This is a genomic window from Desulfohalobium retbaense DSM 5692 (assembly GCF_000024325.1).
Taxonomy (GTDB): domain Bacteria; phylum Desulfobacterota; class Desulfovibrionia; order Desulfovibrionales; family Desulfohalobiaceae; genus Desulfohalobium; species Desulfohalobium retbaense.
Genome location: NC_013223.1, coordinates 2,808,047 through 2,824,969 on the forward strand (window position 1 = coordinate 2,808,047; position 16,923 = coordinate 2,824,969).

General features: G+C 57.1%; 15 protein-coding genes and 2 tRNA genes. 9 read left to right on the plus strand and 8 right to left on the minus strand.

Translation table 11 applies throughout. The annotated features are described in order from the left end of the window. Positions 1–80 precede the first annotated feature (80 nt). The gene (locus DRET_RS12270) at positions 81–599 is read left to right on the plus strand and encodes an OmpH/Skp family outer membrane protein (protein WP_015752865.1); all 519 of its coding nucleotides are present in this window, start codon (positions 81–83) and stop codon (positions 597–599) included. Positions 600–638: 39 nt separating this feature from the next. Beyond that, complete coding sequence (locus tag DRET_RS12275; protein ID WP_015752866.1) at positions 639–1,628, plus strand: transporter; 990 nt, start codon at positions 639–641, stop codon at positions 1,626–1,628. 197 nt (positions 1,629–1,825) lie between these two features. On the opposite strand, the gene DRET_RS12280 is transcribed toward DRET_RS12275, so the two are convergent. Both DRET_RS12280 and DRET_RS12285 read right to left on the minus strand, forming a co-directional pair. After that, positions 1,826–1,901 (minus strand) — tRNA-Phe (locus DRET_RS12280). Between the two features lie 32 nt (positions 1,902–1,933). After that, positions 1,934–2,020, minus strand: a tRNA-Leu gene (locus tag DRET_RS12285). A gap of 375 nt (positions 2,021–2,395) precedes the next feature. On the opposite strand from DRET_RS12285, the gene DRET_RS12290 reads away from it, so the two are divergent. From DRET_RS12290 to DRET_RS12300, 3 genes are all read left to right on the plus strand, one after another. Continuing rightward, positions 2,396–3,337 (plus strand): bifunctional riboflavin kinase/FAD synthetase, encoded by a 942-nt coding sequence (locus tag DRET_RS12290; RefSeq protein ID WP_015752867.1) that lies wholly within the window; start codon positions 2,396–2,398, stop codon positions 3,335–3,337. Between the two features lie 140 nt (positions 3,338–3,477). After that, entirely contained in the window at positions 3,478–5,280 is a 1,803-nt protein-coding gene (locus DRET_RS12295) for a chloride channel protein (RefSeq protein ID WP_041282062.1), read from the plus strand. 7 nt (positions 5,281–5,287) lie between these two features. Next, positions 5,288–7,105 carry a chloride channel protein gene (locus DRET_RS12300; protein WP_015752869.1) on the plus strand — a complete coding sequence of 606 codons (1,818 nt, stop codon included), beginning with the start codon at positions 5,288–5,290 and terminating at the stop codon, positions 7,103–7,105. Positions 7,106–7,182: 77 nt separating this feature from the next. Here DRET_RS12300 and DRET_RS12305 read toward each other — a convergent pair whose 3' ends face one another. Next, positions 7,183–7,968: a class I fructose-bisphosphate aldolase gene (locus DRET_RS12305; RefSeq protein ID WP_015752870.1), complete on the minus strand. Its 786-nt coding sequence runs from the start codon at positions 7,966–7,968 to the stop codon at positions 7,183–7,185. A gap of 123 nt (positions 7,969–8,091) precedes the next feature. Next, a complete protein-coding gene (locus DRET_RS12310; RefSeq protein WP_015752871.1) occupies positions 8,092–9,357 on the minus strand; it encodes an RsmB/NOP family class I SAM-dependent RNA methyltransferase in 1,266 nt (421 codons plus the stop codon). Between the two features lie 402 nt (positions 9,358–9,759). Here DRET_RS12310 and DRET_RS12315 point away from each other — a divergent pair, with 402 nt between their 5' ends. Genes DRET_RS12315 through DRET_RS12330 form a run of 4 tightly spaced genes read left to right on the plus strand, consistent with a single transcriptional unit; the run spans position 9,760 to position 13,479 of the window. After that, complete coding sequence (locus tag DRET_RS12315) at positions 9,760–10,773, plus strand: TRAP transporter substrate-binding protein (protein WP_015752872.1); 1,014 nt, start codon at positions 9,760–9,762, stop codon at positions 10,771–10,773. Between the two features lie 5 nt (positions 10,774–10,778). Further along, on the plus strand, positions 10,779–11,249 hold the full coding sequence (locus tag DRET_RS12320) for a TRAP transporter small permease (protein WP_015752873.1): 471 nt from the start codon (positions 10,779–10,781) through the stop codon (positions 11,247–11,249). Then, positions 11,249–12,547, plus strand: coding sequence for a TRAP transporter large permease (locus DRET_RS12325; protein ID WP_015752874.1), 1,299 nt, complete (start codon positions 11,249–11,251; stop codon positions 12,545–12,547). The genes DRET_RS12320 and DRET_RS12325 overlap by 1 nt, the downstream gene beginning before the upstream one ends. Before the next feature lie 32 nt (positions 12,548–12,579). Beyond that, complete coding sequence (locus DRET_RS12330; protein ID WP_015752875.1) at positions 12,580–13,479, plus strand: RluA family pseudouridine synthase; 900 nt, start codon at positions 12,580–12,582, stop codon at positions 13,477–13,479. 205 nt (positions 13,480–13,684) lie between these two features. Here DRET_RS12330 and DRET_RS12335 read toward each other — a convergent pair whose 3' ends face one another. From DRET_RS12335 to pyrE, 4 genes are all read right to left on the minus strand, one after another. Then, on the minus strand, positions 13,685–14,497 hold the full coding sequence (locus DRET_RS12335) for a sugar phosphate isomerase/epimerase family protein (RefSeq protein ID WP_015752876.1): 813 nt from the start codon (positions 14,495–14,497) through the stop codon (positions 13,685–13,687). A 326-nt stretch (positions 14,498–14,823) separates the two neighbouring features. Beyond that, positions 14,824–15,654, minus strand: a complete 831-nt coding sequence (locus DRET_RS12340) for a L,D-transpeptidase family protein (RefSeq protein ID WP_167317809.1) — start codon at positions 15,652–15,654, stop codon at positions 14,824–14,826. A gap of 59 nt (positions 15,655–15,713) precedes the next feature. Next, the gene (locus DRET_RS13845; protein WP_015752878.1) at positions 15,714–16,322 is read right to left on the minus strand and encodes a hypothetical protein; all 609 of its coding nucleotides are present in this window, start codon (positions 16,320–16,322) and stop codon (positions 15,714–15,716) included. Continuing rightward, complete coding sequence (gene pyrE / locus DRET_RS12350) at positions 16,319–16,885, minus strand: orotate phosphoribosyltransferase (protein ID WP_015752879.1); 567 nt, start codon at positions 16,883–16,885, stop codon at positions 16,319–16,321. Before pyrE ends, DRET_RS13845 begins: the two co-directional genes overlap by 4 nt. Positions 16,886–16,923: the final 38 nt, after the last annotated feature.

The following is a 16,923-nucleotide window of genomic DNA, read 5'->3' on the forward strand; positions in this document are numbered from 1 at the left end:
ATGCAAAGGTACGTGTTGGAACATATTGCAGTTTTGTTGCCATTGGGAAGGCTTGAGCGACCTGATAGGAGGGTGGTTCTATGCTGAAAAAATGTCTCCCCGCTTTTTTGCTTGTTCTATGCTTCGCCCCTCAACTGGCTCTGGCACAGGCAAAAATTGGTTTTTTTGATCTGCAGGAAATCATTCGCAGTTCTGAGGCTGGCAAGCAGTCCCAACAAGAATTGCGCCAGTTTGTTGAATCCCAGCACGCCCTCCTGCGATCTAAGCGTGACAACATCGAAAAGGCCCAAAAAGCGCTGCAAGATGCCCCAAAAAACAATGGTGAGCGGAAAAAACTGCAACAGCAATTAAATGAACAGATTGATGAGTACCGAAGCCTCAGCTCGCAATACCGCAGCGAACTCCAAAAAAGAGATGCCGCATTGACAAACTCAATAAATCGTGACGTACAGGGCATCGTTCACCGCATAGCGCAACAGATGAAGTTGACCTTTGTCTTCGAAACCAATGGGTGCGGAATAGTTGTTTATCCAGAATCTACCGATATCACAGAAGAAGTTATTCAAGAATACAACTCCGCCTTGATTTCTCAAAAGTGATTTTGACCATTCTGGACTTCAACCTATGGAGGGCTTGGTATGTTGCGTGTTATAAAACCAACCATTTACATCGCCTGCTTCCTTTTTTTCTGGACATCGATCTCCCCTGTCTATGGACAATCCAACTCCACAACCTCTCCCAAGGATGAAACAACAGAAATCGAACAGGGAGGAGCCCTCCTGGATCCTGGTCAATTTATTTGGGAGCCCGGCATACAGTACTCCCATACATCACGGACACGACTTTCCATCAGTGGTTTCACGATCTTTGAGGCTATTGTCTTAGGAAGAATTCAAACTGAAGACTCAAAAAAAGATGTCATCATGCCGTATATGAACTTCAAAGCAGGACTTTTAAAGAATCTCCAACTTGATATTAAAGTTCCATTTTTATATAGACGTGACCGTATCACTTCAGATAGCAATGATGACGACGAAAAAATCATAACTGACGCGAACCTCGGAGATATAGAAGCTGCGCTTTATACCCAGGTTCTTCGTGAACGGGGCGCGATTCCGGATTTAATCATAAACACCAGAGTCAAAAGCAGAACCGGCCAAGATCCGTATGACCTGGAAACAGACGATGACGATGATCCCACAGAACTTCCCACAGGAAGTGGTCATTGGGGAGTGTCATGGGGATTAACAGCCTCGAAAAGCAGCGACCCTGCTCTCCTTTTTGCCTCTTTAAATTATTACTATAATATAAAGCGAGATATTGGCGATGACATTGGCGAAATAGAACCAGGGGATAGCATAGAATACGGCTTTGGCCTCGCCTACGCTTTAAATGAACGACTCTCCAGCAGCATCTTTTACCAGCAGCGTATTTATGACAAAACCAAACAAAATGGGGAAGGGATAGACGGAAGCGATCTCAATGTCAGCACTCTCTATTTTGGCGCCAATTACGCCCTCTCACCGCAGCGCAGTATCAGCGTTTCCCTGGGCACCGGGCTTTCCGAGGACGCACCGGACGTCACCCTCCAGGTGAGTATGCCTATTCTCTTCGGGCTGGACGGATAAGGAGAAGCACCGCTTTGAATCAAGGGCCAAGACGGGTGGAATAGGGACAGGAGAGGGAGTCGCTCTCAAACGGCGAGCCGACTGGGGAGTATTGCCAAGCGTTTCATCTCACAGGTCGCCGGTGTAGCAACCGAAAATGACCGCGGAGACTAACGCAAAAAGGGGTTACAGCTTAAGCTGTAACCCCTTTGCATTCATGGTGCCGAGGAACGGAATCGAACCGCTGACACGGGGATTTTCAGTCCCCTGCTCTACCGACTGAGCTACCTCGGCGCATGGAAGCGCTTTCCCGTACGAAAGCGGGATGGTGCCGAAGGGGAGATTCGAACTCCCACGGGCTGGTGCCCACTAGACCCTGAACCTAGCGTGTCTACCAATTCCACCACTTCGGCAGCGGGAGAAAGATGTATCCAAATCAGGCCCGGTTGGCAACCCCTTTTTTCAGACTTCCACCAATTTTTTGGATCTTATAACTCGATATGTACATTTAACGATCTGAAATGTTTTATTAATTTCCCAGAAGGCCCGTTCTTGCGACGCGCTTCGTTTTGGGATACGTAAAAGGGCTCTTTTCAGGACGGAATGCCTTCACGCCGAAAGAGCAACCTCCCCTCCCGCTGGGCCTCAATGCCCCAGACAAACGGCGGGCGAATCGCCCAGGGTTGAAGCGGGTCTTTTTTCCGAACACGCGGAAATGGGTTTCGGCGCTGATTGCCACTGAACACATTGCCACGGGCTGTATAACAGAGACCAAGTGGACGATATATATGCATATTTTTCGAAGTCTGACCGACATCCAACCCCATGTGGCCCAAGGGTCCTGCGCCACCATCGGCAACTTTGACGGGGTTCACCTCGGTCATCAGGCCCTGCTCAGACGGGTCATGGACAGCGCGCGGAACAGCCGTTTGCCCAGTGTGGCCGTCACCTTTGACCCACACCCCTTGCGGGTTATCCTGGGCAAGACCCCCCCGTTTATCACTCTTACGGACCAAAAAATTGAGATCATGGACAAGTTGGGGTTGGATTACCTGCTCTGTCTCCCATTTACCCGTGAAATGGCGGGGATGGAGCCGGAGCAATTTGTCCTCACCTTCCTTATCAAAGGACTCAACCTCAAACACCTTGTTATCGGCTACGACTACGCCTTCGGCAAAAAACGTCGCGGGGACTTCTCGTTGCTCCAGGAATTGGGGACCAAATACGGATTTACAGCCGAACAAATCGGTCCGGTCCAAAAAAACGGGGATACCATCAGTTCGACCCGGATCCGGGAACTGGTTGAACAAGGACGCGTCCACGAAGCCCGCCCCCTTCTCGGCCGATGGTACCGGGTCGTTGGCAGTGTCGTTGAGGGGCGCAACCGTGGTGGGCGTCTTCTTGGGTTCCCCACAGCAAATCTCAAACTGATTGATGAATTGGCCCCACAGCCAGGAGTCTACGCCGTATGGGCCGAATTCCAGGGCCAAATCCATAAAGCAGTGGCCAACATCGGCTACAACCCGACCTTTGGCAATGACGCCTTGTCGGTTGAGGTCCATATCATGGATTTCAACAAGGACATCTACGGTAGCGAATTGCGGGTCCATTTTGTCGAGCGCCTCAGATCTGAGCGCAAATTCGACTCCTTGGACGCATTGATGGAACAAATCTACCAGGATATCGCGTCCGGGCGGGAACTTCTTGATCGTCCGGCCAACGCTTTGTAGCCTGCCTGCTTGGTCTGGCTTGTGTTTTTGGACTTGGGTCCCCTTTTCGTGTCCTTCGGACGCGAAGACGCAGCAACCTATGAACCCGCTCTTTGCTTTGCAGCTGTTGTCCACAGCAACGGAGATATCCCGTGATACTCATGCGCCCATTTTGCCGTCTCTGGCATGAGGCCATAAAAACGTATCGGACCGTGAACACGGTCCGCCTTCTTTTACTCGGTATCGTGGTTGGCGTGCTTTCCGGAGCTGGTGCCATTGTCTTTTTTGCCGGTGTAGAAGGTATTCGCTTCCTCTTATTGACCAAACTGGCCGGGATGTCCCTGCCGGCTCCGGCAGGCGAAGAACTTTTCCACGGTCATGCCGGCCCCAGTCGGCCCTGGTTGATTCCCGTCTTCACTACGGGCGTGGGGCTCATCACCGGGCTGCTGGTCTACAAATGGATTCCCGACACCCACGCCAACGGGACCGACGGCACCGACTCCATGATCAAGTCCTTTCACCGATTGGGCGGACTGATCAAGCCGGTTGTTCCCCTCATCAAAAGCGGCACAGCAATTCTGACCATCGCCTCGGGCGGCTCAGCAGGCCGGGAAGGGCCCATCTCCCAGATGGGAGCTGGCTTCGGCTCCTGGCTGTCGACCAGAATGGGGCTGACAGCCAAAGAGCGCCGCATCCTCCTGCTCTCCGGGGCTGCCGGCGGACTGGGCGCCATCTTCCGCGCCCCTCTGGGCGGCGCCCTGACAGCCATTGAAGTCATCTACCGCGAAGACTTTGAAACGGAAGCCCTGCTCCCCGCGGTTATCTCCTCCGTCGTCTCCTATACCCTGTTCACCCTGGTCTTTGGCACCGACCCCATTTTCGGCATCCCCCGCTTTTCCTTCAACGATCCTCGTGAACTGCTCTTCTATGCGGCCCTGGCCCTGGTCTGTTCCCTGACCGGCTGGTTTTACGTACGCACCTTCTTTGCCATCAAATACTCCGTTTTCGAACAGATCAAGAAAAAGGTCGGACTGGTCTGGACCACGACCCTTGGCGGATTGCTCATGGGCCTTTTGGGGATGCAGTTTCCCCAACTCTTAAGCGGTGGCTATGGCTGGCTGGAAATGGCTATGGTCGGCCAATTGTCGGTCGGCTTCATGGGGGCCATTCTCGTCGGCAAAACGTTGGCGACTTCCATCACCCTCGGTTCGGGGATGAGCGGCGGGATGTTCGCTCCAGCCCTCTTTGTGGGCGGTATGAGCGGGGGGATGGTCGGTTACACGGCCCACAATTTCTATCCCGGGATCGTCAGCCAGCCCGGAGGGTATGTCCTGGTCGGCATGGCCGCCTTTTTCGCCGGCGTGGCCAATGCCCCCATCGGCCCACTGATCATGGTCTGCGAACTGACCCAGGGCTATGGGCTTTTGGCCCCGCTCATGCTCGCTTCTGCCGTCTGCCTGGTCGTCAACCGCAATATCTCTTTGTATGAAAACCAGGTCGATAATAAATTCGACTCTCCGGCCCACATCGACGACGCGACTATCAATGTCCTCGAAGGGTTGCAGGTCAAGGACTATTACCAACGCGGCCAGGTCACGACCATGGAAGAGTCGACCACCTTCAAAGAAATTACTGAAATGATCACCAACTCCAACGAGCTCTATTTCCCGGTCTGCAATCAGAAGGGGCTCGTTACCGGAATTGTTGCGGTTCAGGATTTGCGCCGGGTCCTGTTCGAGGATTGTCTCTGCGAACTGTTGCTTGCGAAAGATGTTGCGCGAAATCCGGTTCTTCTGCATCCTGAAGACGATCTCTACACCGCCCTGCTCAAATTCGTGGACACGGATATGGGGCAGATTCCCGTCGTTTCTCCAGAGGACCCCAGACGCATTCTCGGGCTGTTGGCCAGGGAGGATGTCTTTATGGCCTATAAAAAGGCTCTTCAAGCCATAAAAGAATTGTGAGCGGCCCATGGATATACTCCGGACCGTGCGTGAAACCCTGACCTTTACTACTGAAACCTCGCCTCTGAAACGCACTGGAAAATGGCTCCTGGTGTACATCCTGATCGGAGTCATTGCCGGACTGGGTTCCATCCTGTTCCACACGCTTTGCGAATTGGGCATGCACTTTTTTCTGGACGGCCTGGCCGGATATCGTCCACCTGTTCCGGCTGGCGAGCATGCCTTGCTGCCCCCGACAGACACCCCCTTTTCCCGCTGGATTTTACTTTTCCTCCCGGCCCTGGGCGGACTGGTCAGTGGCTGGCTGGTTTACACCTACGCCCCGGAAGCTGAAGGCCACGGTACCGACAGCGCCATCGACGCCTACCACAACAAAGGCGGACAGATCCGGGGCCGGGTACCGATCATCAAGACCGTGGCCTCGGCCATTACCTTGACCACTGGTGGCTCCGGAGGGCGGGAAGGCCCGATCGCCCAAATCGGGGCCGGATTTGGCTCATTTCTGGGCAATCAGCTCGGCTTGTCCGAACGCGAGCGCCGGATCATGCTCGCCGCAGGGGTAGCGGCCGGTGTCGGGAGTATCTTTCGCGCCCCCATGGCCGGGGCGCTGTTTGCGGCTGAAGTGCTCTACCGTGAACCGGAATTCGAGTCGGAGGTCATCATTCCCGCTGGCATCGCTTCGGCGGTGGCCTATTGTATTTTCTGCCTTGTCTACGGCTGGGGCTCCCTCTTCCACGCCCCGAATTTCACGTTCACCAATCCCCTTGAACTAGGGCCGTACGCTCTTTTGGCCCTTGTTCTGACGGCCGGGGGCTTCGTGTACGTCAAATGCTTCCACGGCGTTCACGCGCTGTTTGCCAAAATCCCTATCAAAAACCACTTCAAGCCGGCCATTGGCGGTCTGCTCACCGGGGGCATCGGCTTTTTCCTGCCCCAGACCCTGGCTTTCGGCTACGGGGTCGTCCAACAGGCGATCAATGGAGAACTCGGCATTGCCCTCCTGCTCGGCGTAGCCCTGGGCAAAATCCTGACCACGTCCTTCACCATCAGCTCCGGCGGCAGTGGCGGCGTCTTCGGACCATCCGTGGTCATTGGCGGCGCGTTGGGCGGCGGAGTGGGGCAAACAGTGGACGCGCTCCTTCCGGGCCTGATCGACCCCGGCGCCTTCATCATCGTTGGCATGGCCGGTTTCTTCACCGCGGTGTCCAACACCCCGGTCTCGACAATCATCTTCGTCAGCGAGATGACCGGGTCCTACCACCTGCTTCTGCCCAGCCTCCTGGTCTGTTTCCTGTGCCAGATCCTGGCGCAGAAGGTGACCATCTATGTCGAACAATACGCCAACAAGCTCCAGTCTCCGGCCCATGCGGGCGAGTTTTTCGTGGACGTCCTCCAATCCTTCCGCGTTCGCGATCTGCTCGGTCAAATCCGCAAGTTCGTGACCGTTCCCGAGGGCATGTCGTTTGCCAAGTTCAAAGAATTCTTCTCCGACACCACCCAGGATTACTTTCCTGTGGTCAATACCCGCAATGAACTCAGCGGCATTTTCACCAACCGCGATATCCGAACTATCCTTTTTGCTCCGGAGGTCGACGACCTGGTTGTGGTCAAGGACATTGCCACGACAGACCTGATCACCACCAACCCGGATGAGGACCTGGGCACGGTGATGACCAAATTCACCAAAAAGAACCTCGACTGTCTGCCCGTCGTCGATGTCCAAAACCCGAACCATCTTCTCGGCATGCTCAGACGGCGGGAAGTGATCGCTTTTTACAACAATGAACTGGCGAAGATGAAACGCCAAGGCAACTCAGAGCGTTAAGGGGAGAAGACCGACAAGCAAAGAAGGGTAAGAACTACCGGCAGGTCCCTATACAGCGCGGCGCAAACAGTGGAGGTTTAGCCATGGCAGTCGTTCCCTGCTTGCCCGTGGACCATTTGACAGAGATCCCCGATGGCCTGTCCAGGGGCAGGATGCTGAAAAAGATTGCGTCCGATGCTAACGCCAGCCGCGCCGCAGTCCAAAGCTGTTGCGACCATATCGAGAAACGCTGACCAGTTTGGCTGGGCCGGTCCTCCGGCAATAACCACAGGCACAGGGCACGCCCGGACATGCGCAGCAAAGGCGTGCGGATCCTTCCCAAATCCAACCTTGACCACATCAGCCCCCAATTCGACGCCGACACGGATACAATGCCCGATCAATTCCGGATCCTGATCGTCCGCCACAGCCGGTCCGCGGGCATACAGCATCGCCAGCACTGGTATGCCAAGAGAATGCGCCCGCTCCCGCACGGCGGCCAAATCCGACAACATCTCTCCCTCAAAGCGGTTGCCGATATTCACATGGACGGAAACAGCGTCCGCTCCGCTGCGAAGCGCCTGATCCACAGAGCAGACCCCGGTTTTGCGGTACGAAGGCTCGGCATAGCGCGTCCCGCCTGAGAGATGGACCACAAGACGTTGGTCCAGGGCCAGCCGCGGAGCGCCCCAAACCTCGGCCGCTCCCTGATGCAGGACGACCCCCTGGACTGCTGCATGGCGGGCCACATGATCCACAAAAGCCGACGTATGCTCCAAGCCCGGCAACAGACCTTCAGTCAGCCCGTGATCGAGAGGGACAAGAACCGTGCGCCCACTGTGGGCATGGAAAAGCCGGCGAAACCGGCGTTGCAGACCAGCCATAGCCACACTCCTCTTTCGTGTCAGGACGGCATTCTTCACCTAGTGTTCAAAATCTGCTGGGCCTAACAGGGTGGGAAATGCTTTCAATGGCAGCAAAGCTGCAAAACGTTCAAACTCGCCTGTTCAGCGCTCTGTCCACAAGACCTGCCGTCCTTTGACTGTCCCCCAGCCCAGGGGCAAGCCGCGCCAGTACAGACCGACCCGTTTCCCCCCTTCGGCATGCGGCAGCCGCTGCCCCCTCAAAAGCGCCTCCAGCGGAGCGAGGGTGTCGACATCCACGCCCAGGGGGCCGGGAGCCGCAGGCAGGAGCCATCTGGCCCGGGGATCGAGCAGGATCCCCCCCTTCTTGCGCCGCCCGACGTACGCCCCTTGCCACCGCAGGCCCGGGGCGAGAACCGAACGCGCCTTGTCTGAAGCATAGATCAATTTCTCCCCAAAGGCGAAAACCCGTCCATAGCGAAGATGCTCTGCCGACTCACTGGGAAGATGGCGGAGGACTTCAGCCGTGACCTCCTCGCCTTTGGGAGCGAGCTCCGACCAGGCAGCCGTTTCTTGGAAGGAGTGCTGGCCGGCAGTTTTCTTTCGCAGCAGGGCCACAAAAAATCCCTGGCTCTCCGAGGCCTCCTCCTGAACCTGTAACACCCCCTGCTTGAGGCCCTGCGGGGCGCAACTCACCGAGGGCAGTGGCGATAACGGGTCCACAACAAGATCCAGGTGCTCAACAGCCCAGGCGATCTGTTCTTCATTTTCCCGGGGATTGGTGGTGCAGGTGGAGTAGACGATCCGACCGCCCGGCACTGCCAGATGGGCAGCTCTGTGCAGAAGGTTTCGCTGCAGTTCGACCAGGCCGTGGACATTGCCGTCATGCCAGACTTGGCGCACATTGGGATTTTTGGCCGCGGTCCCCCAGCCACTGCACGGGGCGTCGACCAGGATATGCGAAAAGGTCTCAGGCGCGAGGGGCAAGTCCTCACCGCGTTCCGAGACCGTGAGGACATTGGGCAGGGCAAGATGGCGCATATTGGCCCGCAACGTTTCCAGCCGGCTCGTGTTGGGTTCATTGGCCAGGACGACCCCTTGCGGTCCGACAAGCTGGGCCAGAAGCCCGGTCTTGCTCCCCGGACTGGCGCACAAATCCAGGACCGTGTCCCCGGGTTCCGGGGCCAGACAGAGCGGAGGCACCATCGACGACTTGTCCTGGATATAGACCCGGCCGAATCTGGCCGCCACACAGCGGCCCAGGGCATAGGGGCCCTCCGACAAACGGCGGGCCAGAGAAAACACCGGTTCCTGCAAGGCGGCAAATCTCTCTGCCGCCAGCATACCGTCCACATATTGCTGCTCTTCCGGTGTGCAAACCAGACGAAAATACCGCACAGGCACAGACACAAAACGATCCTTGGCTCTCATGCAACGTAAAAAAACCGGGACAGGGGCCGCACCCCAGGGGCGTTCATGTTGATTGGGGCTGTTATACCTCCCTGGCCACGGTGTCAAAAGGCCTGTCCAGTGTCCGCTCCCGTGCGAACACCGCCTGCAAGAGGCCGACCAATCCCCTTTCCCGCTTGACAAACCAAGAGACCATCCACTAGGCATAAAGCATGCGCAGGACTCAATTCAGCCACACGTTTCTCGCTCCCGTATCCACTGCTTGGTGGTGGCAATGGTGGCGTGTATCCTGTGGCCTGGCTGGAATCTGCCGCTGATATTGTAGGAATCCATCGCTTCTCTGGGCCGCAGGAAACCGTTTCCTGCGGCCTTTTTTTGACCTGCAACACGAGGGGAACCCATATGCAACGCCGTATCGCCTTGTCACTGATGCTCCTCATGGTTTTCCTGGGGACCACTGCCGTCTCTACCTCAGCCACCACATTGACCTATGCCAATTTTCCTCCCGCCCCCACATTTCCCTGCGTTCAGATGGAGCGCTGGGCCGATGAAGTCGAAAAACGCACCGACGGGGCATTGACCATCGAGACTTTCCCCGGTGGCACCCTGCTCGGGGCCAAACAGATCTGGCGTGGCGTCCAATACGGTCAGGCCGACATCGGCTGCATCAGCCTGGCCTACCAGCCGGGTCTTTTTCCTTTGATGTCCGTTATGGAACTGCCACTCGGGCTTCCTTCAGCTGAAACCGCGAGTACCCTCATGTGGGATCTCTTTACCAGCTATTCCCCCGAAGAGTTCGACAAGGTCAAAGTCCTGACCATGTTCACCTCAGCCCCCTCTAATATCATGAGCAAAAAACCGCTTCCCGACCTGGCCAGCCTCCAGGGCGTGGAATTGCGTGGCTCCGGTACCGCGTCCCGCATCCTCGAGGCCCTGGGGGCCACCCCGGTCTCCATGCCCATGCCGGACACCCCTCAGGCCTTGCAAAAAGGTGTTGTCCAGGGCCTTTTCTCCTCGCTGGAAGTCCTTAAAGACCTCAATTTCGCCGCCTATTGCCAGCACGTGACCCGTACCGATCTCCAGGTCTATCCCTTTGCCGTGATCATGAACAAACGGGTTTGGGAGGATTTGCCCGAGTCAACCAAGAAGATTTTGAACGAGCTTGGACCGGAACAGGCGGCCTGGACCGGCCGGTATATGGACAATCACGTCCAGAAAGCGCTCGCCTGGGCCCAAAAGGAACACGGTCTGACCACCCACGCCTTGTCGGCAACTGCATTGGAAGCCGTCCAACCCAAGCTCGACAAACTCATTGAGGAATGGGTCCAGGACGCCTCGGCCAAAGGACTTCCTGCCAAAGCGGTTTTGCGCGATATCAGCGCCCGTCTGGACAAAGCTGAGGCGAAAGGGGAATAGCCGCTATGAACGGCTCTTTGCTGAACAGGATTTCCTCGGCCCTGATGGTCATAGCCGGTGGCGCCCTGCTGCTCATGGTCGGCATCGGCTGTGCCAATATCTTGGGTCGCGCCGTGGGAATCCCCCTCAAAGGCACCTATGAACTCATGGGCTATTTCGGTGCTGTGGCCGGTTCCCTTGCTCTGGCCATCACCCAGATTGAAAAAGGGCACATCCGAATCGGTTTCCTGGCCCGGTGGCTGCCCAGGCGGCTCAGTGGCCTTCTCGACAGACTCGGCCTTTTCTGCTCCGCTATGCTCTTTGGCGCCATCAGCTGGCAATGCGGGCTCTTGGCCTTCTCCTTGTGGCATAGCGGCCAGGTCTCGGAGACACTGCGCCTGAATTACGCCATTTTCCCCCTGGCCGTGTCCCTTGGAACAGCATGCCTCGCTCTGGTCCTGCTCTTTGAAACCGCAATACTTCGTGAGCAACGCTGATGTCCCCTCTGGCTCTGGCCTTCTGCGGCATCGTGGCCCTGCTGGCCCTCCTTTTTGTCCTGCGCTTGCCGGTCGGCTTTGCGCTGGCCCTCGTAGGGTTTGCCGGCTTCTGGATGGCCATCAACCTCCGGGCAGCGCTTGGCATGGCTGGCACCGAAACCTGGCAAATCTTTTCTTCCTACGGCTTTACGGTGATTCCCCTGTTTATTTTCATGGGACAGATCTGTTTTCACAGTGGGGTCAATAAGCGCCTCTACCACACCGCCTTCACCTGGTTCGGGCCTATACGTGGCGGCCTCGGAGTGGCCACAGTCCTGGCCTGCGCCGGCTTTGCCGCCATTTCGGGCTCGAATACCGCCACCGCGGCGACCATGAGTACGGTGGCCCTGCCTGAGATGGATAAATACAAGTACCACCCGGTCCTGGGCAGCGGCACGGTGGCCGCAGGCTCCACCCTGGGAGTCGTTATTCCGCCCAGTGTGATCCTTATCGTAATTGGTCTGCAGACCGGGCAGCCCATCGGCAAGCTGTTCTGGGCCGCACTGATCCCCGGGGCGTTGTTGACCTTGCTGTTTCTGGTCACGGTTGTGATCGCCTGTCGCGTCCGGCCTGACATGGCCCCGGCCGGTCCGCCGACCACCTGGCGCGAAAAAGGGGCGAGCTTACCGGGTTCAATCGAAATGCTCATCCTGTTCGGACTGGTCATGGGGGGGCTGTTCTGGGGGTGGTTCACTCCGAGCGAAGCCGGAGCTGCCGGAGCAGGCGGGGCACTGGCCTTGAGCTGCCTCACGCGCCGCCTGAAATGGCCTGATTTTCTGGCGGCAGTCCAGGACACGCTCAAGATCTCCTGTATGATCCTGACCATCGTGATCGGGGCGGTTATTTTCGGTCGTTTTCTGGCCGTTACCCGCCTCCCCTTTGCCCTGGCTCAGTGGGTCACGGGATTGGAACTGCCCGCGGCGAGCATCTTGTTGTGCATTCTGGGGATCTATGTCATCGGGGGGGCCTTGATGGACGCTCTGGCCCTGCTGCTGATCACACTGCCCATCTTTTTCCCGGCTGCGCAAACGTTGGGTTTTGATCCTCTCTGGTTCGCTGTCCTGGTCACTATGGTCACCACTTTGGGGGCCATCACCCCTCCCGTAGGGGTCAACGCCTTTATCATCAGTTCTGTGGGTCAGACACCGCTTGGCAATGTGTACAAGGGAACAGCCCTTTTTGCCCCGGCTTTTTTCCTCTGTCTCACCATTCTTGCCCTTTTCCCGAGTCTGGCCCTGTATCTCCCGAACAGTTTTTAGCCCTAAAGACGATTCAAACGGCATCATTTCCCATGAGTCCGCCCCAATTTCTCGAAATCACTCCTGAAGAAGCCAACAGCAAGGTCCTGTCTGTGCTGCAAAACCGCCTCGACGGCCAGGTCCCTCGCAGTGCGCTCATGAAATGGATTCGCACCGGACAGGTTCGGGTCGATAAAAAGCGGACCAAGCCCTTCGACCGGGTGCAGCCGGGCCAGATTCTCCGCCTACCGCCCCAGGCGACGCTCAAATCCGCATCCTCTCCTGGGCCCCCGCCCGCTCTCAAACTCGAGCGGATCGCGGAAACCGAGACGCTTTTGGTCCTCGCTAAACCGGCCGGACTTCCCGTCCAACCGGGCAGCAAACACGGCGCCAGTCTGGTGCGCGAACTTGCCAAAGCATATCCAGAAACCCCTTGGCCGCCCCAACCGGTCCACCGCCTGGATAAAGACACCTCAGGAATCATTCTGGTCGCAAAGCGCGCCGATGTCTTTCAAATCATACAACAGGCCTGGCAGCGCGGCGAGGTCCAGAAAGACTATCTGGCCTGGTTGGCTCCTGGAGATGACGTGGGTCCGGGGTGGCATACCTGGCGTGACCGAATTGAGATTTGTCACACCGACCGCGGTGAGAAAATGTGCTGTACGGAAGGGGGTAAGGAGGCAATCCTGCATCTGCGGCCTCTGCGCCGCAACAGTCTCGGGGAAATCTTGGTGGCGATCCAGTTGGAAACCGGTCGCAAGCACCAAATACGGGTGCAATCGGCCAACCGGGGACTGCCTGTGGTCGGCGACCGGAAATACGGGCAGACTTCGCAAAAAACAGGACTTATGCTCCATGCCTGGCGGTTGGGGTACTCAGAGGCACTCTGGACCCATCTCCCACCTTGGCACGGTGAGTACGCTGTTACTGCGGCGGATGTGGCGTTGGTATAACCCTCTGGTGCCGATCCCCCGCTCGACAACAAAGCGGACAACGGCCCCCTCCCGTTCCCGGAGGCGGCCCAGAAAAATACTCTTTCAAGCCACGAGTGCGAGGTTGGCGCGCTCGCAGGGTCCCTTGTCTTTTTAAACGGGCAGGGAGAGAAGGTGTTTCAACACAAAACGAAATGCTGCGCGTCCAGTGCCCTGCACGCTCGCATCAGGCCGGGACGGTCACTCCAAGACGAGAGAACCAGGAGGGATTTTCCTGCATAAAACGCTGGCTGCGCTGGAGATCTTCCAGGCAATGCGGCTCCAGGGTCACGCCCGGGGCCAATTCAAGGTACTGGAGCCCGTCGAAGAATTCCTCCCAAGGAACCCCTCCGTCACCCAGACCAAGATGGGTGTCCATCTCCCCTTCGTTGTCATGCAGATGGACATGTTGCAAAAAAGCGCTCAGGGATTGGAGCCAATGTCCGAGATCGCTGCGGCGACATCCCCCTCCAAAGCAGTGCCAATGCCCGATATCCAAGCAGAATCCGACATCGTGGGCGCTGAGTTCGATCAAGAGGTCATTTAACAACCCCGGGTCCTGCTCACAGGTGTTTTCCAAAAACAACGGAGGATGATCCGGCCAGCCGTCCAGAAATTGGGTCCAGGTCACCACCGAACGTCCCAGCCATTGAGAAAAATGCTCCTCATACATCGGGGTGAAGTGGGCGTGGCCAATGAGATGCTCAGGATTGTAAACAGCTGTTACTTCGAGGGCTTGACGCAACCTGGTCCGGGTAGCCTCCAGAATAAGCGGGTCCAGACTTCCGGGCTGGAGATCGACGAACGGTAAATGGACGGCACAGGAGAGACCGGCAGCGGCCAATTGATCGGCAACCTCCGCGTGCCACGAGAGGTCGTACTGCAACGAGACCGTGTCCAGCCCGATTTCCGGGGCCAGACCGTTCTCGATAAAAAAATCCAAGTATTTTGGATGACTTTGTATATACCGCAAGGGAAGGTTCACGAAATAGGTCCCCACAGTCCCCCCTTTTCATCAGCGTCAAAGACGCCCTGTCGTTTTTTGTGTCCCCCATTCGTTCTGTAGCGAAAAGTGGCATAAATGTTAAGTTTGGATCCTGAATAAAAAATAAAAAAAGCTAAACACTTATACGCGAATGACAAAATGGTAGCTGCCTTCCGCCCGGGACAGGGCCGGTACTGGGCCAGTTCGTGGAGAGCGGCAGAACATTGCATGACGCCAGATTTCCGGAGCGTTGGAAAAAATCAGAAAAGGAGGAGAGCTTGGTCATGCCCATAGGCTGCGCAAAGCCAGAGCCGTAATGGACACAAAAGGATCTGGTCAGTTCAAGGCAGGGGATTTTTGCACTTGGGGGGCTCCCACGTCCCCGGCACCCATTCCTCTCCGACGATCTTCCATTGCGAGGAATGTTGCCAGTACAGCCGTTTCACCCCAATATCCGAATAGCTCGGGCTACGGAAATGCTGCTCAAAGACGGTGACCCAATACCCTGGGCCGGGAAGCACCTGAACAGGCCCAATTTCGAGTTCGATCCAGTCATAGCGCTCAAAGAGGTCCTCTTTGCGGCGCTGGAAGCGTTCAAAAGGCGCATCGTGGGCTCGGCTGAATTTCGAGGGGGCATAAAAGGAAAAAAACGTGTCGGAGCGTGCTTCCCAAGCCTCGGCCCAAGCCTGCACCTGACGGACAAGCTCGTTTTCGGTGCTGGCCTCAGCCACAGAGAACTCGGAGGCGGCTGTCTCACCGATGAACACGGGCGTGCGCTGCAGAGCGAACAGGGAGGAAAGTCGCTTGAGCATCGGGGTCCGCAGGGCGATGCATCCCCGGGTGTCACGGGGAACAAGAGGTTTTCCCCGACCGTGCAGCCAAATGCCGTACCCGGTTTTCCCGCGCAACCGGTCGACCGGATTGGGGTAATTCAAAGGAAAGGCGAGGTTGCCGTAGAGTTTTTCGGGCAGTCCTGTTTGACGACGGGTCATGAAATACACCCCTTCCGGGGTGGCGAGATCTCCTTCGCGCCATTTGTCCCCGCCGCTGCTGCCGGTGGAGCATTGCCAAACCAACTGCGTTGATGTGGCGTTTGTCCACACCAGCCGCTGCTCGGCTTTTTCGACCACCAAAAAACAGGCCGGGCCATGCTCCGGCGAAACGGGGGGCACCTCCCAGCCAGGGGCTGGTGACGGAAAAAAACAAAGGATAAAAGTGGTCCAAGCGCCGGCTAGGAGGGCGAAGCGGTGTCCCATTGCAGACGTATCGGCCCCCCCGGTCCGCCAAGCAAAAGTTGGAACGGCCCGTCCTCCACGACAACAGGGAAGCGGACTTCGTAAAATTGGAGCCAGGGCTTGGCATAGGGAAAGAAGGTTTCCAGTTTGGGATGCGGCCACTCCAGGGGGCGCAGGTCCACCGGGTCGATCCGGTTGCCGGAATGAACCAGCTGCAAGCGCCATAACCCGTCAGACCAATCCAGCTGGGCCAGCTTCGAATCACTACTCGACAAAGCAACGACAAAGGTCGCTCCCTGGCGGTATTCCTGGCTCTGCGCGTCCTGCATGGCCGCCGATTCCTGAGGAGAAAGGCCGTACTCCGCTTCCCAGCGGCGGACAAAGGAATCCCTCCACGGCTCACTTTTATACGTTGCCCGGATGCGGATCCGGGTCTGGAGCCCGGAATAGATCTGCCCCATCCTGGTCCACTCGGCCGTGGTTGCAGCATGCGAATGGCTCACATCCGGCCACAGGGTCTGTTCCGCCTGCCGCCAGGTACATGCTGAAAAAAGGACGAGGATCAGGACAATGCCTCCCCAGCATTGAGCAGTGCTCCACTTCATACATCTTCCCCCCGGCCAGCGCGGAGCAATTCATCCCTGGTAAACAGTGCCGTCAGGGAATAGCCAGCATCACGCAACCGCTCCCGCCCGCCTTCAAGTCGATCAAGGACACAATAGACCCCGGTAATCTCCAACCCGGCCGCTGCAACCCGCTCGCAGGCGGTCAACAGGCTCCCGCCGGTGGTGACCACATCTTCGAGTACTGCAACGCGCATCCCATCGGAAAAATTGGCCATCCCCTCCAGAAACTGATTGGTCCCATGCCCTTTGGCCTTTTTGCGAACAATACAGGCTGGCAGTCCACGTCCTTGGATATGCGACAAGACGCTCACTGCGCTGACCAAGGGGTCGGCGCCCAGAGTCATCCCGGCCACCCCCTGAACATCAAGGGGTAACAGATCCAGGAAGAGAGTTCCCAGCAAATAGCCGCCTTCGGCGTGCAGGGCGGTTTGTTTGCAATCGAAATAGTAATCGCTTTTGCGTCCCGAGGTGAGGGTCACTTCCCCTTCGATGTACGATTTCTCGAGCAGTAATTGCGCCAGACGCTGCTTGGGGTTGTGCATTATGGAATCCTTTCCTCTCGTCGTGATTCGGCCCCAAA

Bases quoted from the DNA above. Each gene is read 5' to 3' on its own strand.
- DRET_RS12270 (WP_015752865.1), top strand. From the start codon at position 81: ATGCTGAAAAAATGTCTCCCCGCTTTTTTGCTTGTTCTATGCTTCGCC.
- DRET_RS12275 (WP_015752866.1), top strand. From the start codon at position 639: ATGTTGCGTGTTATAAAACCAACCATTTACATCGCCTGCTTCCTTTTT.
- DRET_RS12290 (WP_015752867.1), top strand. From the start codon at position 2,396: ATGCATATTTTTCGAAGTCTGACCGACATCCAACCCCATGTGGCCCAA.
- DRET_RS12295 (WP_041282062.1), top strand. From the start codon at position 3,478: ATGCGCCCATTTTGCCGTCTCTGGCATGAGGCCATAAAAACGTATCGG.
- DRET_RS12300 (WP_015752869.1), top strand. From the start codon at position 5,288: ATGGATATACTCCGGACCGTGCGTGAAACCCTGACCTTTACTACTGAA.
- DRET_RS12305 (WP_015752870.1), bottom strand. From the start codon at position 7,968: ATGGCTGGTCTGCAACGCCGGTTTCGCCGGCTTTTCCATGCCCACAGT.
- DRET_RS12315 (WP_015752872.1), top strand. From the start codon at position 9,760: ATGCAACGCCGTATCGCCTTGTCACTGATGCTCCTCATGGTTTTCCTG.
- DRET_RS12320 (WP_015752873.1), top strand. From the start codon at position 10,779: ATGAACGGCTCTTTGCTGAACAGGATTTCCTCGGCCCTGATGGTCATA.
- DRET_RS12325 (WP_015752874.1), top strand. From the start codon at position 11,249: ATGTCCCCTCTGGCTCTGGCCTTCTGCGGCATCGTGGCCCTGCTGGCC.
- DRET_RS12330 (WP_015752875.1), top strand. From the start codon at position 12,580: ATGAGTCCGCCCCAATTTCTCGAAATCACTCCTGAAGAAGCCAACAGC.
- DRET_RS13845 (WP_015752878.1), bottom strand. From the start codon at position 16,322: ATGAAGTGGAGCACTGCTCAATGCTGGGGAGGCATTGTCCTGATCCTC.
- pyrE (WP_015752879.1), bottom strand. From the start codon at position 16,885: ATGCACAACCCCAAGCAGCGTCTGGCGCAATTACTGCTCGAGAAATCG.